14 protein-coding genes and 1 pseudogene are annotated in these 16,934 nt (G+C 61.2%); 5 read left to right on the top strand and 10 right to left on the bottom strand.

All coding sequences use genetic code 11. The annotated features are described in order from the left end of the window. Positions 1 to 214: 214 nt before the first annotated feature. Genes NE852_RS25180 through NE852_RS25190 form a run of 3 tightly spaced genes read right to left on the bottom strand, consistent with a single transcriptional unit; the run spans position 215 to position 3,304 of the window. Positions 215 to 1,315, bottom strand: a complete 1,101-nt coding sequence (locus NE852_RS25180) for a D-TA family PLP-dependent enzyme (RefSeq protein WP_008531291.1) — start codon at positions 1,313 to 1,315, stop codon at positions 215 to 217. Further along, positions 1,316 to 2,791 (bottom strand): M81 family metallopeptidase, encoded by a 1,476-nt coding sequence (locus tag NE852_RS25185; RefSeq protein WP_258156747.1) that lies wholly within the window; start codon positions 2,789 to 2,791, stop codon positions 1,316 to 1,318. A 30-nt stretch (positions 2,792 to 2,821) separates the two neighbouring features. Next, positions 2,822 to 3,304, bottom strand: a complete 483-nt coding sequence (locus NE852_RS25190; RefSeq protein ID WP_008531299.1) for a hypothetical protein — start codon at positions 3,302 to 3,304, stop codon at positions 2,822 to 2,824. Between the two features lie 111 nt (positions 3,305 to 3,415). Here NE852_RS25190 and NE852_RS25195 point away from each other — a divergent pair, with 111 nt between their 5' ends. The 5 genes and pseudogenes from NE852_RS25195 (at position 3,416) to NE852_RS25215 (ending at position 8,004) form a co-directional block, all read left to right on the top strand. Then, positions 3,416 to 3,802: a RidA family protein gene (locus NE852_RS25195; RefSeq protein ID WP_008531300.1), complete on the top strand. Its 387-nt coding sequence runs from the start codon at positions 3,416 to 3,418 to the stop codon at positions 3,800 to 3,802. 22 nt (positions 3,803 to 3,824) lie between these two features. Beyond that, the gene (locus NE852_RS25200) at positions 3,825 to 4,688 is read left to right on the top strand and encodes a MurR/RpiR family transcriptional regulator (protein ID WP_008531301.1); all 864 of its coding nucleotides are present in this window, start codon (positions 3,825 to 3,827) and stop codon (positions 4,686 to 4,688) included. 25 nt (positions 4,689 to 4,713) lie between these two features. Continuing rightward, positions 4,714 to 5,490, top strand: coding sequence for an SDR family oxidoreductase (locus NE852_RS25205; RefSeq protein WP_008531302.1), 777 nt, complete (start codon positions 4,714 to 4,716; stop codon positions 5,488 to 5,490). Positions 5,491 to 5,505: 15 nt separating this feature from the next. Beyond that, positions 5,506 to 6,725 (top strand): annotated as a pseudogene (locus NE852_RS25210) (MFS transporter). 76 nt (positions 6,726 to 6,801) lie between these two features. Continuing rightward, entirely contained in the window at positions 6,802 to 8,004 is a 1,203-nt protein-coding gene (locus tag NE852_RS25215) for an ROK family transcriptional regulator (protein WP_258156748.1), read from the top strand. A gap of 33 nt (positions 8,005 to 8,037) precedes the next feature. Here the strand turns inward: NE852_RS25215 and NE852_RS25220 are convergent, their stop codons facing one another. The 7 genes from NE852_RS25220 to NE852_RS25250 form a co-directional block, all read right to left on the bottom strand. Further along, positions 8,038 to 8,883 carry a DUF6030 family protein gene (locus NE852_RS25220; protein WP_258156847.1) on the bottom strand — a complete coding sequence of 282 codons (846 nt, stop codon included), beginning with the start codon at positions 8,881 to 8,883 and terminating at the stop codon, positions 8,038 to 8,040. Between the two features lie 526 nt (positions 8,884 to 9,409). Further along, a complete protein-coding gene (locus tag NE852_RS25225; RefSeq protein WP_258156749.1) occupies positions 9,410 to 11,431 on the bottom strand; it encodes a beta-N-acetylhexosaminidase in 2,022 nt (673 codons plus the stop codon). 51 nt (positions 11,432 to 11,482) lie between these two features. Then, positions 11,483 to 12,427, bottom strand: coding sequence for an ABC transporter ATP-binding protein (locus NE852_RS25230; protein WP_258156750.1), 945 nt, complete (start codon positions 12,425 to 12,427; stop codon positions 11,483 to 11,485). Then, entirely contained in the window at positions 12,424 to 13,239 is an 816-nt protein-coding gene (locus NE852_RS25235) for an ABC transporter ATP-binding protein (RefSeq protein ID WP_258156751.1), read from the bottom strand. Before NE852_RS25235 ends, NE852_RS25230 begins: the two co-directional genes overlap by 4 nt. Continuing rightward, on the bottom strand, positions 13,236 to 14,138 hold the full coding sequence (locus NE852_RS25240) for an ABC transporter permease (RefSeq protein ID WP_258156752.1): 903 nt from the start codon (positions 14,136 to 14,138) through the stop codon (positions 13,236 to 13,238). The genes NE852_RS25235 and NE852_RS25240 overlap by 4 nt, the downstream gene beginning before the upstream one ends. Then, positions 14,138 to 15,118: an ABC transporter permease gene (locus NE852_RS25245; RefSeq protein ID WP_258156753.1), complete on the bottom strand. Its 981-nt coding sequence runs from the start codon at positions 15,116 to 15,118 to the stop codon at positions 14,138 to 14,140. Before NE852_RS25245 ends, NE852_RS25240 begins: the two co-directional genes overlap by 1 nt. 19 nt (positions 15,119 to 15,137) lie before the next feature. Continuing rightward, the gene (locus NE852_RS25250) at positions 15,138 to 16,829 is read right to left on the bottom strand and encodes an ABC transporter substrate-binding protein (protein WP_258156754.1); all 1,692 of its coding nucleotides are present in this window, start codon (positions 16,827 to 16,829) and stop codon (positions 15,138 to 15,140) included. Between the last annotated feature and the right edge of the window lie 105 nt (positions 16,830 to 16,934).

Below are 16,934 nucleotides of genomic sequence, written 5' to 3' on the forward strand. Positions count from 1 at the left end.
CATGCGGACGCCGAATCTGCCTGACCGCTTCCGGCCACAAAGCGGACACTGGCTCGTAAAGCCTATGTCCCATATTAGCCCAACGAAGTCATCCGCCGCGCACGTCTTTCGATATCAGCGACTGCATCCTTGCTGATACCGAGATCGGTGGCAATCCACCGATAACTGCAGCCTACGGCGATCAGGGTCTTTCGCCCTCAATCGCAGCCGCCCCCTACCAGACGAGACCGCGAGCGGCGACCTCTTCGACGCGAGTCACGACGCCGCCTCGATGGAAGACCATCGTGTCGAAGAGGTTGGAAACCACGCAGGTGTGGTTCGGGATGATGAAGAGCTTCTCGCCGATCTGGGGCCGGGGGCCGGTGCAGGTTGAGAGATCGATCACGCCGTGTTCTTCCGAGAGGCTGGTGATGCGGGCCTCGGGATACCCGACGATCAGCCCGTAATCGCTGAAGCCCTGAAGATCCGAAGTCAGCGCCTTCGAGCCGGCATCGATGACGGCGCGGTCGGCGTTCGGCCGCGACACGACGGTCGCCAGGACATGCATGGCGCAATCATCCTCGGTGCAATGGCCCATGCGCACCATCTGGCGGTCGTTGTAGATATAGGTGCCGGCCCGGTGTTCCGTCGCCGATTTGACGAGATGCGCCTCGAAGAGGCTCGGCGTTCCGCCATTGCTGACGATCGGGCAGGTTATGCCGTCCGATTTCAGGCGGCTCACCGTTTCTGCGATGAAGGCTTCCACGGCGGCGGCCGATTGCGGCTTCGGGTAGGTCACGATGCCGCCGAAGGTGAGGCCATCGGCGGCGGCGATGCGCTTGGCGAGCGAGGCCGCTTCCTCCGGCGTCTGCACGCCGCAGCGGCCGGCACCGGTGTCGCATTCCACGAGCACCATCAGCGGCTTGTGTCCGGAAAAATGCGCGGCGAGCCCGTCGACCGTCACTTCGCTGTCGGCAACGACTTTCAAGGCCGAAATCTTCTCGTTCAGCCTGGCCAGCCGCTCGAGCTTCTGTTGTCCGAGGATATTGAAGGTGATGAGGATGTCCCCGAAGCCGGCTTTGGCGAAGACCTCGGCTTCCGTCACCTTCTGGCAATTGATGCCCTTGGCGCCTGCGGCGACCTGCGCGACGGCAAGGGCCGGGATCTTGTGCGTCTTGATATGCGGGCGAAAGTTCAGCCCGTGCTGATCCATATAGGATTGGACGCGGGCGATGTTTGCAGCCACACGGGCCTCGTCGATGACAGGCCGCGGCGTCGAGAGATCGGCGATCTTATCACCTGCCTTGGCGACGACGGCGAACCTGTTGTCATGCATCTAGGCGGCTCCGCGTTCTATCCCATGTGGGTCGGCCACGATCGGCCAAATGGTCTTCGGCGCCCGCCGGTAAGGCGTCGTCGCCGGATTATTGGGATAGGGCGTTCCCGCCGAGCAGTAAAGAATTTCCGCCGCAATCTTCGAGAAGGACGCGAAGAAGTGATTGGTGGATTTGATCACCAGGATCTTCTGCTTCGTGGGATCGATGCCCATCACGGAAAAGAGGCTCGGATCGAAGCTCTGGGCGCGCGTGGAATTCAGGATGATGTCGATGCCATCGAGCACGATGTGCGCGGCATCGCCGAAGGGTGCCAGGCTTTCACCGAACTGCATCTCGGCATTCCTAACCAGCTTGACGACCTTGACGGTGCCGTCGATGGGATTGCCGGTGCCGGGCGCCGATTTGGCGCCGAAACGCAGCGGAATTTCCGCCCCCTCGCCTGCCGCAAAACAAATCTGCACGGCCATCGGATCCCAGATGGTGCCGATTGCGGCACTTCTGACGCCGCGGGCGATCAGCTCGCCGAGGACGACGGTCGCATCGCCGGCAGTGCCCCCGCCCGGATTGTCCCAGACGTCGGCGATGACGACGGGCCATGCCTTTGCGGCGATCGCGCGCGAGACTGCTTCCTTCTCGTCGATCTGCGGGACCATGAAGGTGCCGCGCTTGGAAAAAAGTTCGAGGCCGAGTTCACGCGCCAGGGTCGCGCCCTTTTCCGGCTTGTTATCCGTCACGACAAGCAGCTTTGTTCCCATTTCGGGAACGTCGCCGACCATGAAGCCGTGGATGACGGAGATCGACAGAATCTCAGGATCGTCATTCTCGATCTGCATGATCTTGTCGACGAAGGAGCGCATGGGTTCGCGTGATGTCGGGAAGACGTCGATCATGCGGCAATCGAACACTGACATGACGGGCTTGACCCGGCCTTCGAGCGTTTCCACAGCGATGCGCCAGAGGTCCTCGGCGCGATCGACGAAGTCCGTATGCGGGAATTCCTTGAAATAGACGGCGAAATCGAGCGCCGCGACGCGCTTTGCGGTCAAATGGCTGTGCGGATCGAGCTCGGCGCAGATAAGGACGTCAGGCCCGACGATCTCGCGGATGCGCTGGAGAAGATCGCCTTCCGTATCCTCATAACCGGCGGCCACCATGGCGCCGTGCAGGCCCATGACGACGGCATCGACAGGCATTGCCGCTGTGAGCTGGCCGAGGATTTCGTCACGCAGTTCTTCGTAGGTCGTCCGGTTGACGAGGCCTGCGGGGTCAGCCCAGGTGGCGGTTCCCTCGATCAGCTCCCAGCCTTTTTCCCGGGCGACGCGCCGTCCGACGGTGATCGGCGCGGTGCAGAGCGTCGGCGTTTCGGGGTGCTGGCCGGGCGGGGCGTAAAGCGAGGCTTCGAATGCGCGGCGATCCACGCAGATCGGGGAGAATGTGTTGGTTTCGGTCGCCAATGCTGCCGTGAAAATGCGCAAGAAAGTGGCCTTCTTCTTAGCGGCTCCGCTTCAACCCATCGGGTTCGGCAGGTAGCCGGTGAAACCTGAGATCTTCCAGCGTCCCTCGTGAAGTCTGCAGTAATAGAGCGTCTGCCATTGCAGGACGTCGCGGGTATTGTCGCTCCTGGTGATGCCGCCGTCGAATTTTTTGCGCACGAGTGCCATGTCGCCTTCGATCTCGATATCTTCGAGCGTCGTCGTGGTGAAAATCGCGGTACGCGGGTCCTCCGCGAAACTCTGTTCGGCGAAATCCTTCGCCTGCCTCAGCCACTCCTGGCGATAGGCTGCCAGCGTCGGGAAAGCGAGACGCCACTTATCGGGGCTGACTTCTTTGCGGCCGTCGATGCCGATGAAGCCCTCTTCCACGAAGTCATGCTCCACCATCGACCAATCGGCAGCCAGAAAGGCATCGATATCGCGGGAAACGAGCATTTCCCAGATCGCGTGGCGGGCGCTGTCGGGCGGGAAAGGATTCTTGAAAGGATCGCGCATGCTGGCCCCGGATTGAAATTCTTTTCATAAAACACGTTTTTCACTGGTCAAATTCCGCTTTCTATGGTCACTTGTCAACTTATCAAGAAAATAATTTGCAAGGACTTGGGAATGCCTATCAAGCGCTATGGCACTGTTCAAACGGGCGCCGGCGGCAAGGCGCTGCCTTTTGCGCGCGCCGTGGAAGCCGACGGATGGCTCTATGTTTCCGGACAGGTTGCGATGGAAGATGGTGAGATCATCGACGGCAACATCATTGCCCAGACCCACAAGACGATCGCAAATGTTCTTGATATCCTCGAAGAGGCCGGCTACGGCGTTGAGGATGTCGTGCGCGTCGGCGTCTGGCTCGACGACCCCCGTGATTTCTGGACCTTCAACAAGATTTATCAGGAGTATTTCGGCGAGCATCCGCCGGCGCGTGCCTGCGTGCAATCATCGATGATGGTCGATTGCAAGGTTGAGATCGACTGCGTGGCCTATAAGAAGAAGAGTTGATGGAGCCATCGGGGGGACGGGTTTGGATATTTTTTCGACATTGCAGGAAGACAAAGGCCGGCTCTCCCCCTCCGAGAGCCGCATCGCCGAGATCATCGTCAATGATTTCGAATTTGCCGTGAATGCCTCGATCATCGAGCTTGCGGAACGCGCGAAGGTTTCGCCGCCGACCGTCACACGCTTTTGCCGCCGGCTGGGCTGCGAAAGCTTTTCCGACTTCAAGGTGCAGCTTGCCAGGACGGCGCATATAGGCGTGCGCTATTTGAAACCGGAATCGAAGAGCACCGATCCGGCCGATGTCGCCCAGGATATCATCACCAAGGCCCAGAACGCACTCTTCCTCCTGCATCGGTCGCTCGATCTTGCCGCGATCGAGGCCGCCGTTTCGCTTATCGCCAAGGCCGATATGATCTATGCCTTCGGCTCCGGGGGCAATTCGTCGATGATCGCCGACGAGTTGCAGAACCGCCTCTTTCGTCTCGGTCTGCGCATTACCGCAAGTTCCGACCACAGCATGCAGTTGATGATGGCGGCGGCGGCCAGGCCGGGCGACGTGGTGATCGGCTCGTCCTTCTCAGGGCGCAATATGGAGCTGGTGCGGGCCTTCGAGCTTGCCCGCGACACCAAGGTGAAGACGATCGCTTTGACCCAGACGGACAGCCCCGTCGCCAAGGCCGCCGAGATCGTGGTGCCGATCGATCTTCCGGAAGGCAACAACATCTACCGCCCGACGTCCACGCGCATCGCCTATATCGCGATGGTCGATATTCTCTCGAGCCTGGTCGCCTACGCCGTTCAGCCCAAGGCGACGACGACGCTTCGGCGCATCAAGCAGCAGCTCGTCCTTCACCGGGACGGCGACGACCGGCAATTGCTTGGAGATTGAATCCTATGAACGGGAGCGACAGCAAATGACCCAATCGGCAGCCATCGTGACGGGTGCTGCAGGCGATATCGGCGCGGCGATCGCCGCCCGGCTTGCCGATGACCACGATGTCGTGCTGCTCGCCGACATCGATGTGACGGCTGCCGCCGCCGCGGCTTCGAAGCTCGGGCCGGGCAATCGTTTCGTCGCCGTCGGATGTGACGTGACCAACGAGGCAAGCATTGCCGAATTGGCGAAACGCGCTGCAGATGCCGGCGTGGTTCGAACCCTCGTCAACAATGCCGGTGCCGCCCGCGCGACCAGCCTCCACGACACGACGCCGGAGATCTGGCGGGCGGACAATGCGCTCAATCTCGAAGCGGCATTCTTATGTTTCCGCGCCTTCGAGCCCATGCTGAAGGCTTCGAAAGGGTCCGTCGTCAACATCGCCTCGGTCAACGGCATGAATGTCTTCGGACACCCGGCCTATAGCGCCGCCAAGGCAGGCCTGCTGCACTTCACCCGGTTGGTCGCCGTGGAATACGGCAAGTTCGGCATCCGCTCCAATGCGGTCGCGCCCGGGACCGTGAAAACGCAGGCCTGGGAAGTGCGCGCCGCCGCCAATCCGAACGTTTTCGAGGAGGCGCGCCGCTGGTATCCGCTGCAGCGCGTGGTCGATCCCAAGGACGTCGCGAATGCCGTCGGCTTCCTTGCCGGCCCGCTGGCTGCAGCGATCACCGGCGTCTGCCTGCCTGTCGACTGCGGTCTCACGGCCGGCCAGGCTGAGCTTGCACGTACCTTCTCTCAATCGGAACATTACTGAAGTCCACGTGACCGCATGAGCCGCCTCTTTCCCGATGTCTTCCGCAATCCGGCGATCCGCGCCAGCATGATCGCCATTTTCACCTTCGGAATGGCGGGAGCGATGACGGCTCCTTATCGTTCAATCGTGGGTATCCGTGAACTGGGGCTGAGCGATAGCCTCTATTCCGTCCTGACCTTTGCATCGGCGGCCGTGAACGTCGTCGTCAGCGTCCTGCTCGGCAATCTCGCCGACCGGCTCGGCGAATATCGATCGGCGATGATCGGTGCCTGTCTCTTCGGCATCGTCGGCTACGGCATCGTCTATACTTTTCCGAGTGCGGCGATCTTCATCATCAGCGGATTGCTGCCCCTGCCGATCTACGGGGCGTTGAACTCGCTACTCTTTGCCAATGCGCGTGCGGCGATGCAGGGCATGAACCGGAACGACATGGTGACGGCCAACTCCGGCGTGCGCGCCATGATCTCGCTTTCCTGGGTGCTGATCCCCGGCATTACGGGCCTCGTGCTTTCGGGCGCGTCGAGCATGCTGCCAGCCTATCTCTTTGCCGGCATCTCGTGTCTGATCTGCCAGGGCATCATCGTCTTTGCCCTGCCGAAGCGGACGGGAACGGAGATGGCCGCAGCTCACCATCTCAGCTATCTCGGCGCGCTTCGTCAGGTGGTATCGCCCCGAATCTCTGCGCATATCCTCGGGGTGGCGCTCATCACCAGCACGCTGCATCTCAACGACGCCCTTCTGCCGCTGATCGCGACGGGTGCGGCGCATGGGCGGCTCAGCGATGTCGGCATCCTCGTCGGCATCGTTGCATTGCTCGAGGTCATCTTCATCATCGTCTGGTCGCGGATTGCGCGGAAGACCGGACAGATGACGGCGCTTGCCGCCGGCACCATCATCTATGCTGTATTTCTCGGCCTTCTCGGTTTTGCCTCCGAGCCATGGCATCTTTACGCGCTCACCTTGATTGCGGGTATCGGCGCGGCGGCGATCATCAGCATTCCGATCACCTATCTGCAGGATCTCATCGCTGACAGGCCGGGGCTCGGCAGCGCACTCATCTCCGTCAATATCTTTGCGAGCGCCGGGATCGGCGCGCTGGTCTTGCCGCAGGCACATCTGCGGCAGGTTATTCCGGAACCGCTATCCTGAGCGCCGTTACCGGATTGTCCGGGATCGCGATCCTCGGCTTCCTGCAAAGGCGCAAGGTCTATCGGATCGAGGCCGCCGGCGAGTAAGACGCGGCGAAGAATGTGGCTTTCATCCGAGTCCGTCTTGTGACAAGGGTGATGGACCATTTCCTTTGAAGGCGACATGAAGGCGATCTCCGGCACGAACCTCGAACAGGCCAAGTCTCACAACCGGCGTGTGGTGATCGAGGCTGTCCGCACGAACGGCCCTCTGTCTCGCGCCGCGATCGCCCGGATGACCGCGCTGACGGCGCAGACCGTGTCCAATATCGTCGAGGAGCTGGAGAGGTCGCACCTTCTCGTCGCGGCCAAGGCGCAAAAGCTGGCACGCGGCCAGCCGATCATCCCCTACAGCATCAATCCGAGCGGCGCCTATTCGATCGGCCTGGAACTTGGCCGCCAGCGCGCAAGCGGAGTCCTGACCGATCTTTCCGGCGTCGTCTGCGCGCGCATCGAGCGCCATGTCGAGCATGCCGATCCTCTAACCGCCATGCCGGTGCTGCAATCCATCGTCGAAGATCTTCAACAGGCCTTCGCATTCGACCGGAACAGGCTGCTCGGCGTCGGAATGGCCCTGCCCGGCCGCTATGCCGACGGCGGCACCACTTCTCTCAGCCCACAGAACCTGCCCGGCTGGCAGGATTTTCCTGTGGGGCATGAATTAGAACAGCGGGTGAAGGTACCTGTGCTGGTTGAGAACGATGCGACGGCGGCAGCGATCGGCGAGCGCCTTCATGGCGTCGCCCGCGGTTTTGCCAGCTTCGTCTATCTTTTTCTCGCAGGCGGAGGCGGCATCGGCGCCGGGATGTTCCTCGACGGCCACCTCTACAAAGGCAGCCGCAACAATGCCGGCGAGATCGGGCACATCATCGTCGAACCGCAGGGCAAGCTTTGCAGCTGCGGCAAACGCGGCTGTCTGGATCGCTACATCTCGCCGACCGTCGCCTACGAATTCATGGGCATCGCCAACGCCGAGGAGCTTTTGCCAGACGATCTCGATGCGCTGATCGCCAAGGGCGGCGAGGGTCTGGACGCCTGGCTCGATCAGGCCGTGCAGCCGCTGCGCCAGACCGTCGATTTTCTGGAGCTTGCCTTCGATCCGCAGACCATCGTGCTCGGCGGCAGCATATCCACATCGTTGATGCTCCGGCTTGCGGAGCGGCTGGAGCCGCTGCACACCCCGATCGATCCCGGCCAGAAGCGCACCGCTCCTCGCGTCATGATCGGCATGACCGGCAAGGATACGGCGATCCTCGGCGCCGCCGCCCTGCCGATCTTCTCCGAGACGAATCCCAGGTTCGACGTCCTGCAAAAGCCGCTCGGTTGAATCCGGTTCAGCCGATGGATTCGAGGCAGCCCGTCATTGAGCGCAACGGGCTGATATGGACGTGCTCAAACTGTCCCTGAGCACGAAGCTCCCAGGAGCATTGAGGGGATTTGGCGCGGCCAGCCAGCGGTCTTTCGAAAAATAGGTTCTGGTTCGCATCTGCGGACCCGAAGTCGCCTTCAGGCCAAGAGCGAAATTGAAGTTATTTTCGCTGCCGGCTTCGCGCGTGAAGCTGAGATAGGAGCCGAACCGTTCGTGTTCGACATCGCGAAGGTTTTGGATCGACGCGAGCGTATCCTCGAAATCAGGCCAGCACGCCTGCTTCACAATGAGCTCGAAAATGCGCAGGACGGCGGGGGAGAGGCGCCCCTCGGCATCTGTCTCCGGCCCAACCAACTTGGCACCGATTTCAACGATATCGCCCATTTCATTTCCGCGAACCCTGACGAAAGTCGAACTCAAGGGGCGCACCTCGGTCCGTTCGTAGATGCGCTGGAAGTAGCATTCATAGTTGCGATTGCGCATCGATGCGGCTTTCCATTCGCTCATCTCGATGCCACCCTCACGAAGAGCGCCGCAGATATTTGGCCCTGAGACCAGCCACATGCGCAGAAACTGGCTTGTCAACTCGAGCTTCGGGAGCTCGATCAGATGCCGCGAGAGGGATATGGGTGGAAGAGGAGAAGCCACCGTAGCGGGGTGGACGGCAGCGCTCGACAAGCGGGCAGTCTTACTGAGAGTTCGATATTCGAAAGGCCGGATCGGATCTTCGGCATGGCGGACTTCACGAATAAAAACAGCGATGCCTGCAAGAAGCAAAACGGATATCAAAAGCGCTGGCCAAAACAGCCGGCGCTGGTTGCTCCGCAATGGAACCATCCTGTGCCAAAGTGGGCTGTCGCGAGGAGGCGCGGCTGCTGATGACTCTCTGCCCATGGCGCTACCTCACGAACACATGAGGAGTGGCGGCACTGGGCGCTTCAGCTTGGGCTGCAAAGATCTGGCGAGACCGGTGCCGTGGCAGATGAGATGCGTAGCACCGTTTCGCCGCGACAGTGTTGAAGAACTCGATCCGGTAATTAGGCATCGCCTCGCCATTGCTACTACTAGTCTTTTATAGCAGCGAGCGGCGAGGATAGAAATCTGATACTACTGGTATGGGTTGCACATCCCCATTTAACGAAAAGCGCTGGTGAGAATGCAGACCAGAGTCGCGCCTGGAATGCTGTTGATCTTCAGATCCTCGGTATTTTCCTTCAGGCTTCGCGGCATTCGGCCATAGCGATCGAATGACTCGTGAAGACGGCTTATTCACCGTCTTCAGCCATGGTCACGCCTGGATTTTGCGTGATGCCGAGGGCGCGCCTCTCCGCCGCAAAGGGCTTCCTCGATCCCAATCCTCGGCTTACGACTCCTGCAATCCGTAGAGCAGCGGCATCAACCCCGCGAGCGCCTTGAACCGCTCCCACGACTTGGACGACGGCTTCGTCCAGCCGGTTTCGGCAAGGGCGGAAAGGCGCGGGAAGACGAGGCGGTCGAACACGGCGCGATCCGTCATCGGCTCGGACCAGATGCAGGCCTGGATGCCGAGGAGTTTCTCCTTCTGGCTCGCTGTCCAGCTGCCGATGGGATCGAAACTGTAGAGCTTTTCCGCATCGGAGGTACCTGCCCAGCTGGCGCCGGGTTCGTCCCAGTTGGGCCTGAGCGCCATGTCGAGGTAATAGACCTGTCCAGGGCAGACGACCATCTGGTAGCCGCGCTCGGCGAGCTCGGCCGAAACTTCGACATTGCGCCAGCTGCAAAGATAGCTCTTCGACTTGTCGATGACGTCGCCGTGGGCCGCTTCCTCCCAGCCGCCGGTGATGCAGCCCTTGCTCGCCAGGAAGCGCTGGACGCGCTCCAGGAATTCTGCCTGCAGGATAGCCGCACCTGAGCCGTGAATATCGTCGGCGCCATGCGTGTTGGTGACGACGTTCAGCCGCTTGGCATGCGCATCGGCAACTTGGTCCCCGGCAACGGCACGCAGGCGCGCAAGCGCTTCCGGTGAGCCGGACCATGCGCCAAGGGGGACCTCGTCGGCACCAAGATGGATCGTCTTGAACGGAAAGAGTTCGATCAGCTCTGAAAGGATCGTCTCGACGATTTCGTAGGTTCTTTCACGGGCCGGATTGATGCAATTGTCGGGAAAGCCCTGAACTGAATAGTAGCTTCCGTTTTCCTGGGGATCGCGCAGCTCCGGTATGGCCTGCTGCATGGCGTAGCAATGCCCGGGCATATCGATCTCCGGCACGATTTCCACGCCGAAACCCTTTGCATAGGCGACGATGTCGCGGATGGCGGCCTTGGTGTAATAGCCGCCCGTCCGGGCGGGGCTCGAACCGAGCAGCGGCGGCACGGCAAGACCGTGGCCGCGCCATGCGCCGATCTCGGTCAGGGCTGGATAAGCGTCGATCTCGACGCGCCAGGCTTCGTCATCGGAAAGATGCCAGTGGAATCGGTTGAGCTTGTTCCAGGCCAGCACAGCAATCAACTTCTTGACCTCGGCCGCGGCATAGAACTGGCGGGCGACGTCGAGATGGAGCCCGCGCCAGCCCATCGACGGCTCGTCGACGATCTCGCCGGAACCGGGAAACTGGAAAACTCCGGGATGCAGCCTTACGCCGCGCCAGATCTGGCCGAGTGTTACGAGGCCGTAGAGGAAGCCGGTCTTGCCGCTCGCCTCGATGGTGATCATTTCCTCATCGAAGCTCAGCCGGTAGGCTTCCAGGGCAAACCCAGCGGCATCCTTCAGGGCAACCGGAACCGCGCCTTCCGCTTCGCTGCGCATGATGCCTTCGACGGCGAAGAGATGGTTCACCAACGCCGCGAAGCCCTGAGCAGCGGCCTCCCCTTCGGCGCTCTGAGCCTGTGGCGCAAAACCGGCCGGCAGCGGCCGGCGGGAAGTGACGGCCACGCGGTTCGGCCAGGGAATGATTGATACCTGAACCGGGGCATTGGCGGGAACGGGATAGATCTCGGCGCCGCGCTTCAGTGGCGCGTTGCTGACCGAAGATCGCGTCGGCTCGATAGAGAGCACGATCGTGCTGCCGTCGGAAAGCGCGAGATAGGCGCTCGTCGCGCCGTCCGTCCAGTGGCGGAACTGCCAGCTCAGCGCGTAGACGGATATCGTCCAGGTCTCGCCCGCACCGAGAACGAAATTGGCCGGCGGCTGGAATTCGGTGAAATTCGAGAGCCGCTGCGAGATGGTGGCGCCTTCGACGCGGCCGGCGGGATCGACGCGGCCCGGACCGCTGACGCAGAGGGAGAAATTCGAAAGCGGCTCGGTGCCGAGGTTCTTGAGGCGCAGGACGTAGGAAAATTCCTTGCCGTCGGCCGGCGGGTTCCAAAGGGTTTCAAGCCGCAGGGCTTTCGGTCGCGGTGTGGACATGGTCACTCTTTCCTCTTGAAGGTCAGGCCTTTTGAAGGTTGCCTGTTGAAATCAGTTTTTGAGCGTTCCGGCGTTGGAAACGCCGAGTGCGCGTATGAAGTGGTTGGGACCAACCTGTTCGACGACCGTTGATTCAGGGCGGCTCAGCGAACGCACCTTTTCCGCCTGTTCGAGAAAACGCGCGCTTCCGCCGGTGACGAACGGCCTGCTGCCGTCAGGAACGGCCGAAAGCAGCAGCCGGGTGTAGGGATGGCTGGGATTGGAAAGAACCCTCTCGGTGTTCCCCCATTCGACCATCTGGCCGGCAAACATGACGACGATCTCCTCGGCCACATGCGCTGCCGTCGCGATATCGTGAGTGATGTAGAGCATGGCGAGATCGTTTTCACGCTTCACTCTGGCGAGCAGATCAAGAATGTCCTTGCGGATGGAAACATCGAGCATCGAGGTCGGTTCGTCGGCGACCAGCACGCTTGGTGCGACAGCAAGGGCGCGAGCGATGTTGACGCGCTGGCGCTGCCCTCCTGAAAGCTCGTGCGGGAATTTCTGCCGGGTCAGGCCGGGTTCCAGCCCGACGCTTGCCAGCAGGCGGGCAATCTCTTCGACAAGATCGGCCCTGGAGCTGCCCTGCCGGTGCAATTGCAGCGGCCGCGCCAGGTGATGGCTGACGGTGAAAGCCGGGTTGAGAGAGGAGAACGGATCCTGGAAGACCATCTGTACCTCGCGGCGGTATCGATGTTCGTCCTTCGCCTCGCCACGGGCGGTGAGTTCCTGCCCGTGGAAAAACAGCCTGCCTGCCGTCGGCTTGTCCAAGCGAGCGATGATACGGGCGCAGGTTGTCTTGCCGCAGCCGGATTCGCCGACGAGCGCCAGGGCCCGACCGGGAAAGAGTGAGAAGGACACGCCTTTCAGCGCGCGTACCGGGCCGAAATTGCGCGTGATGTCCTCGAGCCGGATCACGGCTTCGGAGATGACGGGATTAGCCTGCGCTTTCATGCCACGACTCCCGATAGATGCGGATTGCCGGGAAGCTGCGGAATGGCGTTCCAGAGCTTCCGCGTATATTCGTGCTTCGGCGCATGGGCGACCTGGCCGACATCACCCACTTCGACCAGTTCGCCCTTCAGCATGACGCCGATGCGCTGGCAGAGCTGCGCCATAAGATGCAGGTCATGGGTGATGAAGAGCACCGAGAAGCCGTAGGTTCGCTGCAGATCGACAACCTGCTCGAGAATCTCTCGCTGCACGACGACGTCGAGCGCCGTCGTCGGCTCGTCCATGATGATGAGTTCGGGCCTCAGCGCCAGGCAGATGGCGATGACGATGCGCTGGCGCATGCCGCCGGAGAATTGGTGCGGGTAATCGCTGATGCGATGGGTAGGAATGCCGACGAGGCGGAACATGTCTTCGGCGCGAGCCCGGGATTCCTCGTGCGAGCAACCAGTGTGCCGACGCAGGACGTCATGGAACTGCGCCTCGACCCGCATCAGCGGGTTCAGCGAATTCATCGCGCTCTGGAAGACCATGCCGATGCGCTTCCAGCGAATTCTCTGCAGCTCGCGTTCGGGCAGCTTGAGCAGATCTTGGCCGTCCAGCCGGATGCTGCCGCCGCTGATCCAGGCCGGAGCCTTGGAAAGACGGGTGATGGCATAGGCGATCGTGCTCTTGCCGCAGCCGGATTCGCCTGCGAGCCCGAATATCTCGCCGCGGCCGATAGTGAAGGAGACGTCTTTGACGGCGCGGAATTCTCCCTTGTCGACGAGGTAATCGACGTTGAGCTTTTCGATCTCAAGCAGATTGTCGGTCATCGGCCCAGCTCCAGTTCCCTATTGCGGGCGCGGGTGAGGCGGAACCAGCGCGTCAGCGCCGGGCCGGAGCGAAGCTGCGGGTTGGCGATTTCGTCGAAGGTGAAGTTGAGAAGCGCAAGGCCAAGCCCCGTCAGCGCGATGCCAAGCGCCGGCACGCCGATATCCCACCATGCGCCGACCATGATCGCCGAAGAATTCTGGGCGTTGTAGAGCATTGTGCCCCAGGAGACTTTCAGCGGGTCGCCGAAGCCGAGATATTCGAGTGTCGTCTGGGCGACGATCGCATAGATGATGCTGCCAACGAGATTGATGCCGATCAGCGTCGTCAGGTTCGGCAGGATTTCCACGAAGATGATGCGCCAGGCCGGCTCGCCGATCATCTTGGAAGCAGTGACGAAATCACGATTGCGAAGCGCCATCGTCTGCGACCGCGTCATGCGGGCGCCCCAGGGCCAGGATGTCAACGCGATGATCGTCATGATCGTCATCGGCCCCACGGTGCCGGCAAACGAGGCGAGCAGGATCAGAAGCGGCATGTTCGGGACAACAAGTACTGCATTCGTCGCGAGATCGAGCGCCGCATCGGTCTTGCCTCCGGCATAGCCGGCGATGAGCCCGATCGCCGTGCCGAGAACGGTGATGGCAATGCCCGTGGCAAAACCGACGGAGAGAGAGCTGCGGGCGCCCCAGACGAACTGGCGATAGACGTCCCGGCCCATCTTCGTGGTGCCCATGACATGTTCGATCGACGGCGGTTGGTGCGAGCGTCCGACACGCGCTCCAGGCTCACCGGGCGCGATAACAGGCGCAAACAGCGCCATCAGCCACAGGGCAATAATAATGACGAGGCCGGCCAACGCTTTCTTCTGGCTGAGAACAGACCGTAATCCGAAACCCATTAGACCGCCTCCCGCAATCTGGGATCGACAAGGCCGTAGATGATGTCGACGAGGAAGTTGGCTCCGAGCGTTGCGAGCGTCATCAGCAGCAACTGGCCCTGGATGACTGGGTAGTCGCGGGCGACACTCGCGGTATAGAGCGTCAGTCCCAGTCCGGGATAGTTGAAAACGATCTCGGTGACGATCGAGCCGCCGAAGACGGCGCCGAGCATCAGCGCCAGGTTCGTCAAGACGGGAAGCATGGCATTGCGCGCGCCGTAGCCGAACATGACCGTGAGGTGGCTGAGCCCCTTGGCGCGGCCCATGGTCACGTAATCCTCGCCGAGCACCGAGATCATCGACGAGCGCATCGTCGTCTGGAATTCGCCGATCAGGAACGGCGAAAGCGTCAGCACCGGCAGGATCGCATGGACGAAGACGCTGCCTGCAAAAGTGAAGTTGAAGGCGGGATCGAGATTGGGGTCGTAGGCATAGCCCACAGGAAACCAGCGCAGCGAAACCGCGAAGACGAAAAGCGTCGTCAGCGCGACGATGACGGGCGGCACCGAAATCATGATCACCGAAAGCGGCGAGACGATCGTGTCGAAGCGCCCGCCGCGCCGCCAGGCCGAAACCGCACCCAGCACGACGCCGACGCAAAGCGAGAAGATGATCGCGGTCGTCACCAGGAAAACGGTCCAGATCGTCGAGCGTCCAAGGACCTGGACGACGGTCTGGGGGTAATATTTGACGGAGACGCCGAGATCGAGGGTCGCAAGCCCTTTGATATAATCGACGAATTGCCAAAGCATCGGCTGATCGACCGCGCCAAAGCGCGCCTTGATCGCCTCGATGGCGGCGGGTGTCGCCCGCGGGCCGAGCTGGGCAACCATGGCATCGACGGGACTCCCCGGCATCAGCCGGGGAAGAACGAAGTTCACAACGATGGCGAACACCAGGGCGACCGCATAGACGCCGAGGCGCCGGCTCGAAACGCGCATTTCCGCTCCCTCGTCAGATTCAGCTGGCCGGCTTAAGGCGCAGCAGATGCATCAGACGCATGCGGTTGTTGTCATGATCCTCGGGGTTCATGACGGGATCCTTGTCGGTGACCCAGCCGGTGAAGCGCTTGCTGGAGAACTGATACCAGGTCGGCCCGTTGAAGACGGGCACGACGGGGAAATCTTCGGCGACCAGCATCTGGATGTCGTTGAAGATCTTCTTGTGATCGTCGTCCGACGTCGCCTTCAGATACTGATCGAAGAGCGCATCCAGCTTCGGGTTCGAATAACGCGACGGCGCGCCGGTGATGCGCCCCCCATAGGCGGTCGACAGGTTCTGGTAATAGCCGCGGAACGGTGTTGCGCCGTCGGCGCGGGAGTTCATGACGACCTCGAAGCTGCCGTCGATGAGCTGCTTGCGCCATTGTTCATATTCCGGGGTAGCGACGGACGCATTGATGCCGGCGGCACGCAGTCCTTCGACGGCGATCTGCACCGCATCGATCCAGTCCGTCCAGCCGTTCGGAACGATGATCGGGAAGGCGATCGGTTTGCCGCTCGGTGTCGTACGGAAACCGTCGGCGCCCTTCTTGTAGCCGGCATCGTCGAGAACCTTGTTGGCCTTCTCGGTATCGAAGCCCATGAAGGCGTCCTTGTCGCCTTCTGCGTCCTTGTTGCGCCAGGTCTCGAAACGCGGTGGCAGGCCGGTCGCATGCTCGTTGACGACGGGATAGCCGAAACCGGCGATATCGACCATGGACTTGCGGTCCATGGCGAGACTGAAGGCATGGCGGAAGTTCAGGTCCTTGTAGGCTTCGAGGTTGCCGTCATTGCCGCTCTTGAAGTTCATCTGGAAAGCGACGGTTTCGGCCGGCGGCTGCCAGTAGCCGTTATGGTCGGAGTCGAGCCCGACGAAGGTCTTGTCGATCTGTGGAATGAAGGATCCGATCCAGTCCATGTTGCCTTCCGGGAGAATGGCAAGCATCTGATCGTTGCCCGAGATCTGCGGAAGCCTGAGGCAATCGACATGCAGCGAGGCAGCATCCCAGTAGTTCGGATTGCGGCACTGCTCATAGACCTGAGGGGTGAAGCGGCGCAGCTCCGTCATCGGACCGGACCCCACAGGCTTCTCGTTCTTGAAGGCGACCGGATCGGAAACATCCTTCCAGATATGTTCGGGAACGACGGCGAGATCCACAAGCGTTTCCGGAAAGTCGGAGTTCACGGCCTTGAGGTCGATCTTGACCTCGGTTGCCGACGGCGCCTCGACGGAGGCAACGGTCTCGCCAACGCCGACGGTATCGAGTGCTGCGTTCTTCAGCATCAGGTCGATCGTGTATTTCACGTCGGCTGCGGTCAGCGGTTGTCCGTCCGACCATTTCAAACCTGGTCGCAGCGTATAGGTGACCGATTTCATATCCTCCGAGAACTTATAGTCGGTCGCCAGGCGAAACACCGGCTTGCCGCCCTGCTCCGCATTGAAGATGACCAGCGGCTCGTAGATGAAATCCATCGTGCTTTGCCGGCGGCCGGCAAGGTCGAACGGATTGAAGTTCTGTACCCAGCTGGTCTGCTCCTCGATATGCATCGTCAGCACCGACTCTGCGGCCGCCTTGCCCGTCCCGAATGCGGCGAGCGCAGTCAGGGCGGTTGCCGTCGCCCAGCCTGAATGCACGGAAATGTCGCGGAAAACGCGCTTGCTCGATCTCATTTCAACGATCCCCTCGTTATTATTCTTGGAGTCAATCAAATTGATTTAATATTGATAGTCAGTTTCCTGCTGACCCGTCAATTACCGATCGCAAATTTCTGCTGC

It is taken from the genome of Rhizobium sp. Pop5, from assembly GCF_024721175.1.
Lineage (GTDB): Bacteria > Pseudomonadota > Alphaproteobacteria > Rhizobiales > Rhizobiaceae > Rhizobium.

What these genes read in the sequence shown, in the direction of transcription:
- NE852_RS25180 (WP_008531291.1), bottom strand. Translation starts at nt 1,315, where the DNA reads ATGCATGACAACAGGTTCGCCGTCGTCGCCAAGGCAGGTGATAAGATC.
- NE852_RS25190 (WP_008531299.1), bottom strand. Translation starts at nt 3,304, where the DNA reads ATGCGCGATCCTTTCAAGAATCCTTTCCCGCCCGACAGCGCCCGCCAC.
- NE852_RS25195 (WP_008531300.1), top strand. Translation starts at nt 3,416, where the DNA reads ATGCCTATCAAGCGCTATGGCACTGTTCAAACGGGCGCCGGCGGCAAG.
- NE852_RS25205 (WP_008531302.1), top strand. Translation starts at nt 4,714, where the DNA reads ATGACCCAATCGGCAGCCATCGTGACGGGTGCTGCAGGCGATATCGGC.
- NE852_RS25215 (WP_258156748.1), top strand. Translation starts at nt 6,802, where the DNA reads ATGAAGGCGATCTCCGGCACGAACCTCGAACAGGCCAAGTCTCACAAC.
- NE852_RS25220 (WP_258156847.1), bottom strand. Translation starts at nt 8,883, where the DNA reads ATGGTTCCATTGCGGAGCAACCAGCGCCGGCTGTTTTGGCCAGCGCTT.
- NE852_RS25225 (WP_258156749.1), bottom strand. Translation starts at nt 11,431, where the DNA reads ATGTCCACACCGCGACCGAAAGCCCTGCGGCTTGAAACCCTTTGGAAC.
- NE852_RS25230 (WP_258156750.1), bottom strand. Translation starts at nt 12,427, where the DNA reads ATGAAAGCGCAGGCTAATCCCGTCATCTCCGAAGCCGTGATCCGGCTC.
- NE852_RS25235 (WP_258156751.1), bottom strand. Translation starts at nt 13,239, where the DNA reads ATGACCGACAATCTGCTTGAGATCGAAAAGCTCAACGTCGATTACCTC.
- NE852_RS25240 (WP_258156752.1), bottom strand. Translation starts at nt 14,138, where the DNA reads ATGGGTTTCGGATTACGGTCTGTTCTCAGCCAGAAGAAAGCGTTGGCC.
- NE852_RS25245 (WP_258156753.1), bottom strand. Translation starts at nt 15,118, where the DNA reads ATGCGCGTTTCGAGCCGGCGCCTCGGCGTCTATGCGGTCGCCCTGGTG.
- NE852_RS25250 (WP_258156754.1), bottom strand. Translation starts at nt 16,829, where the DNA reads ATGAGATCGAGCAAGCGCGTTTTCCGCGACATTTCCGTGCATTCAGGC.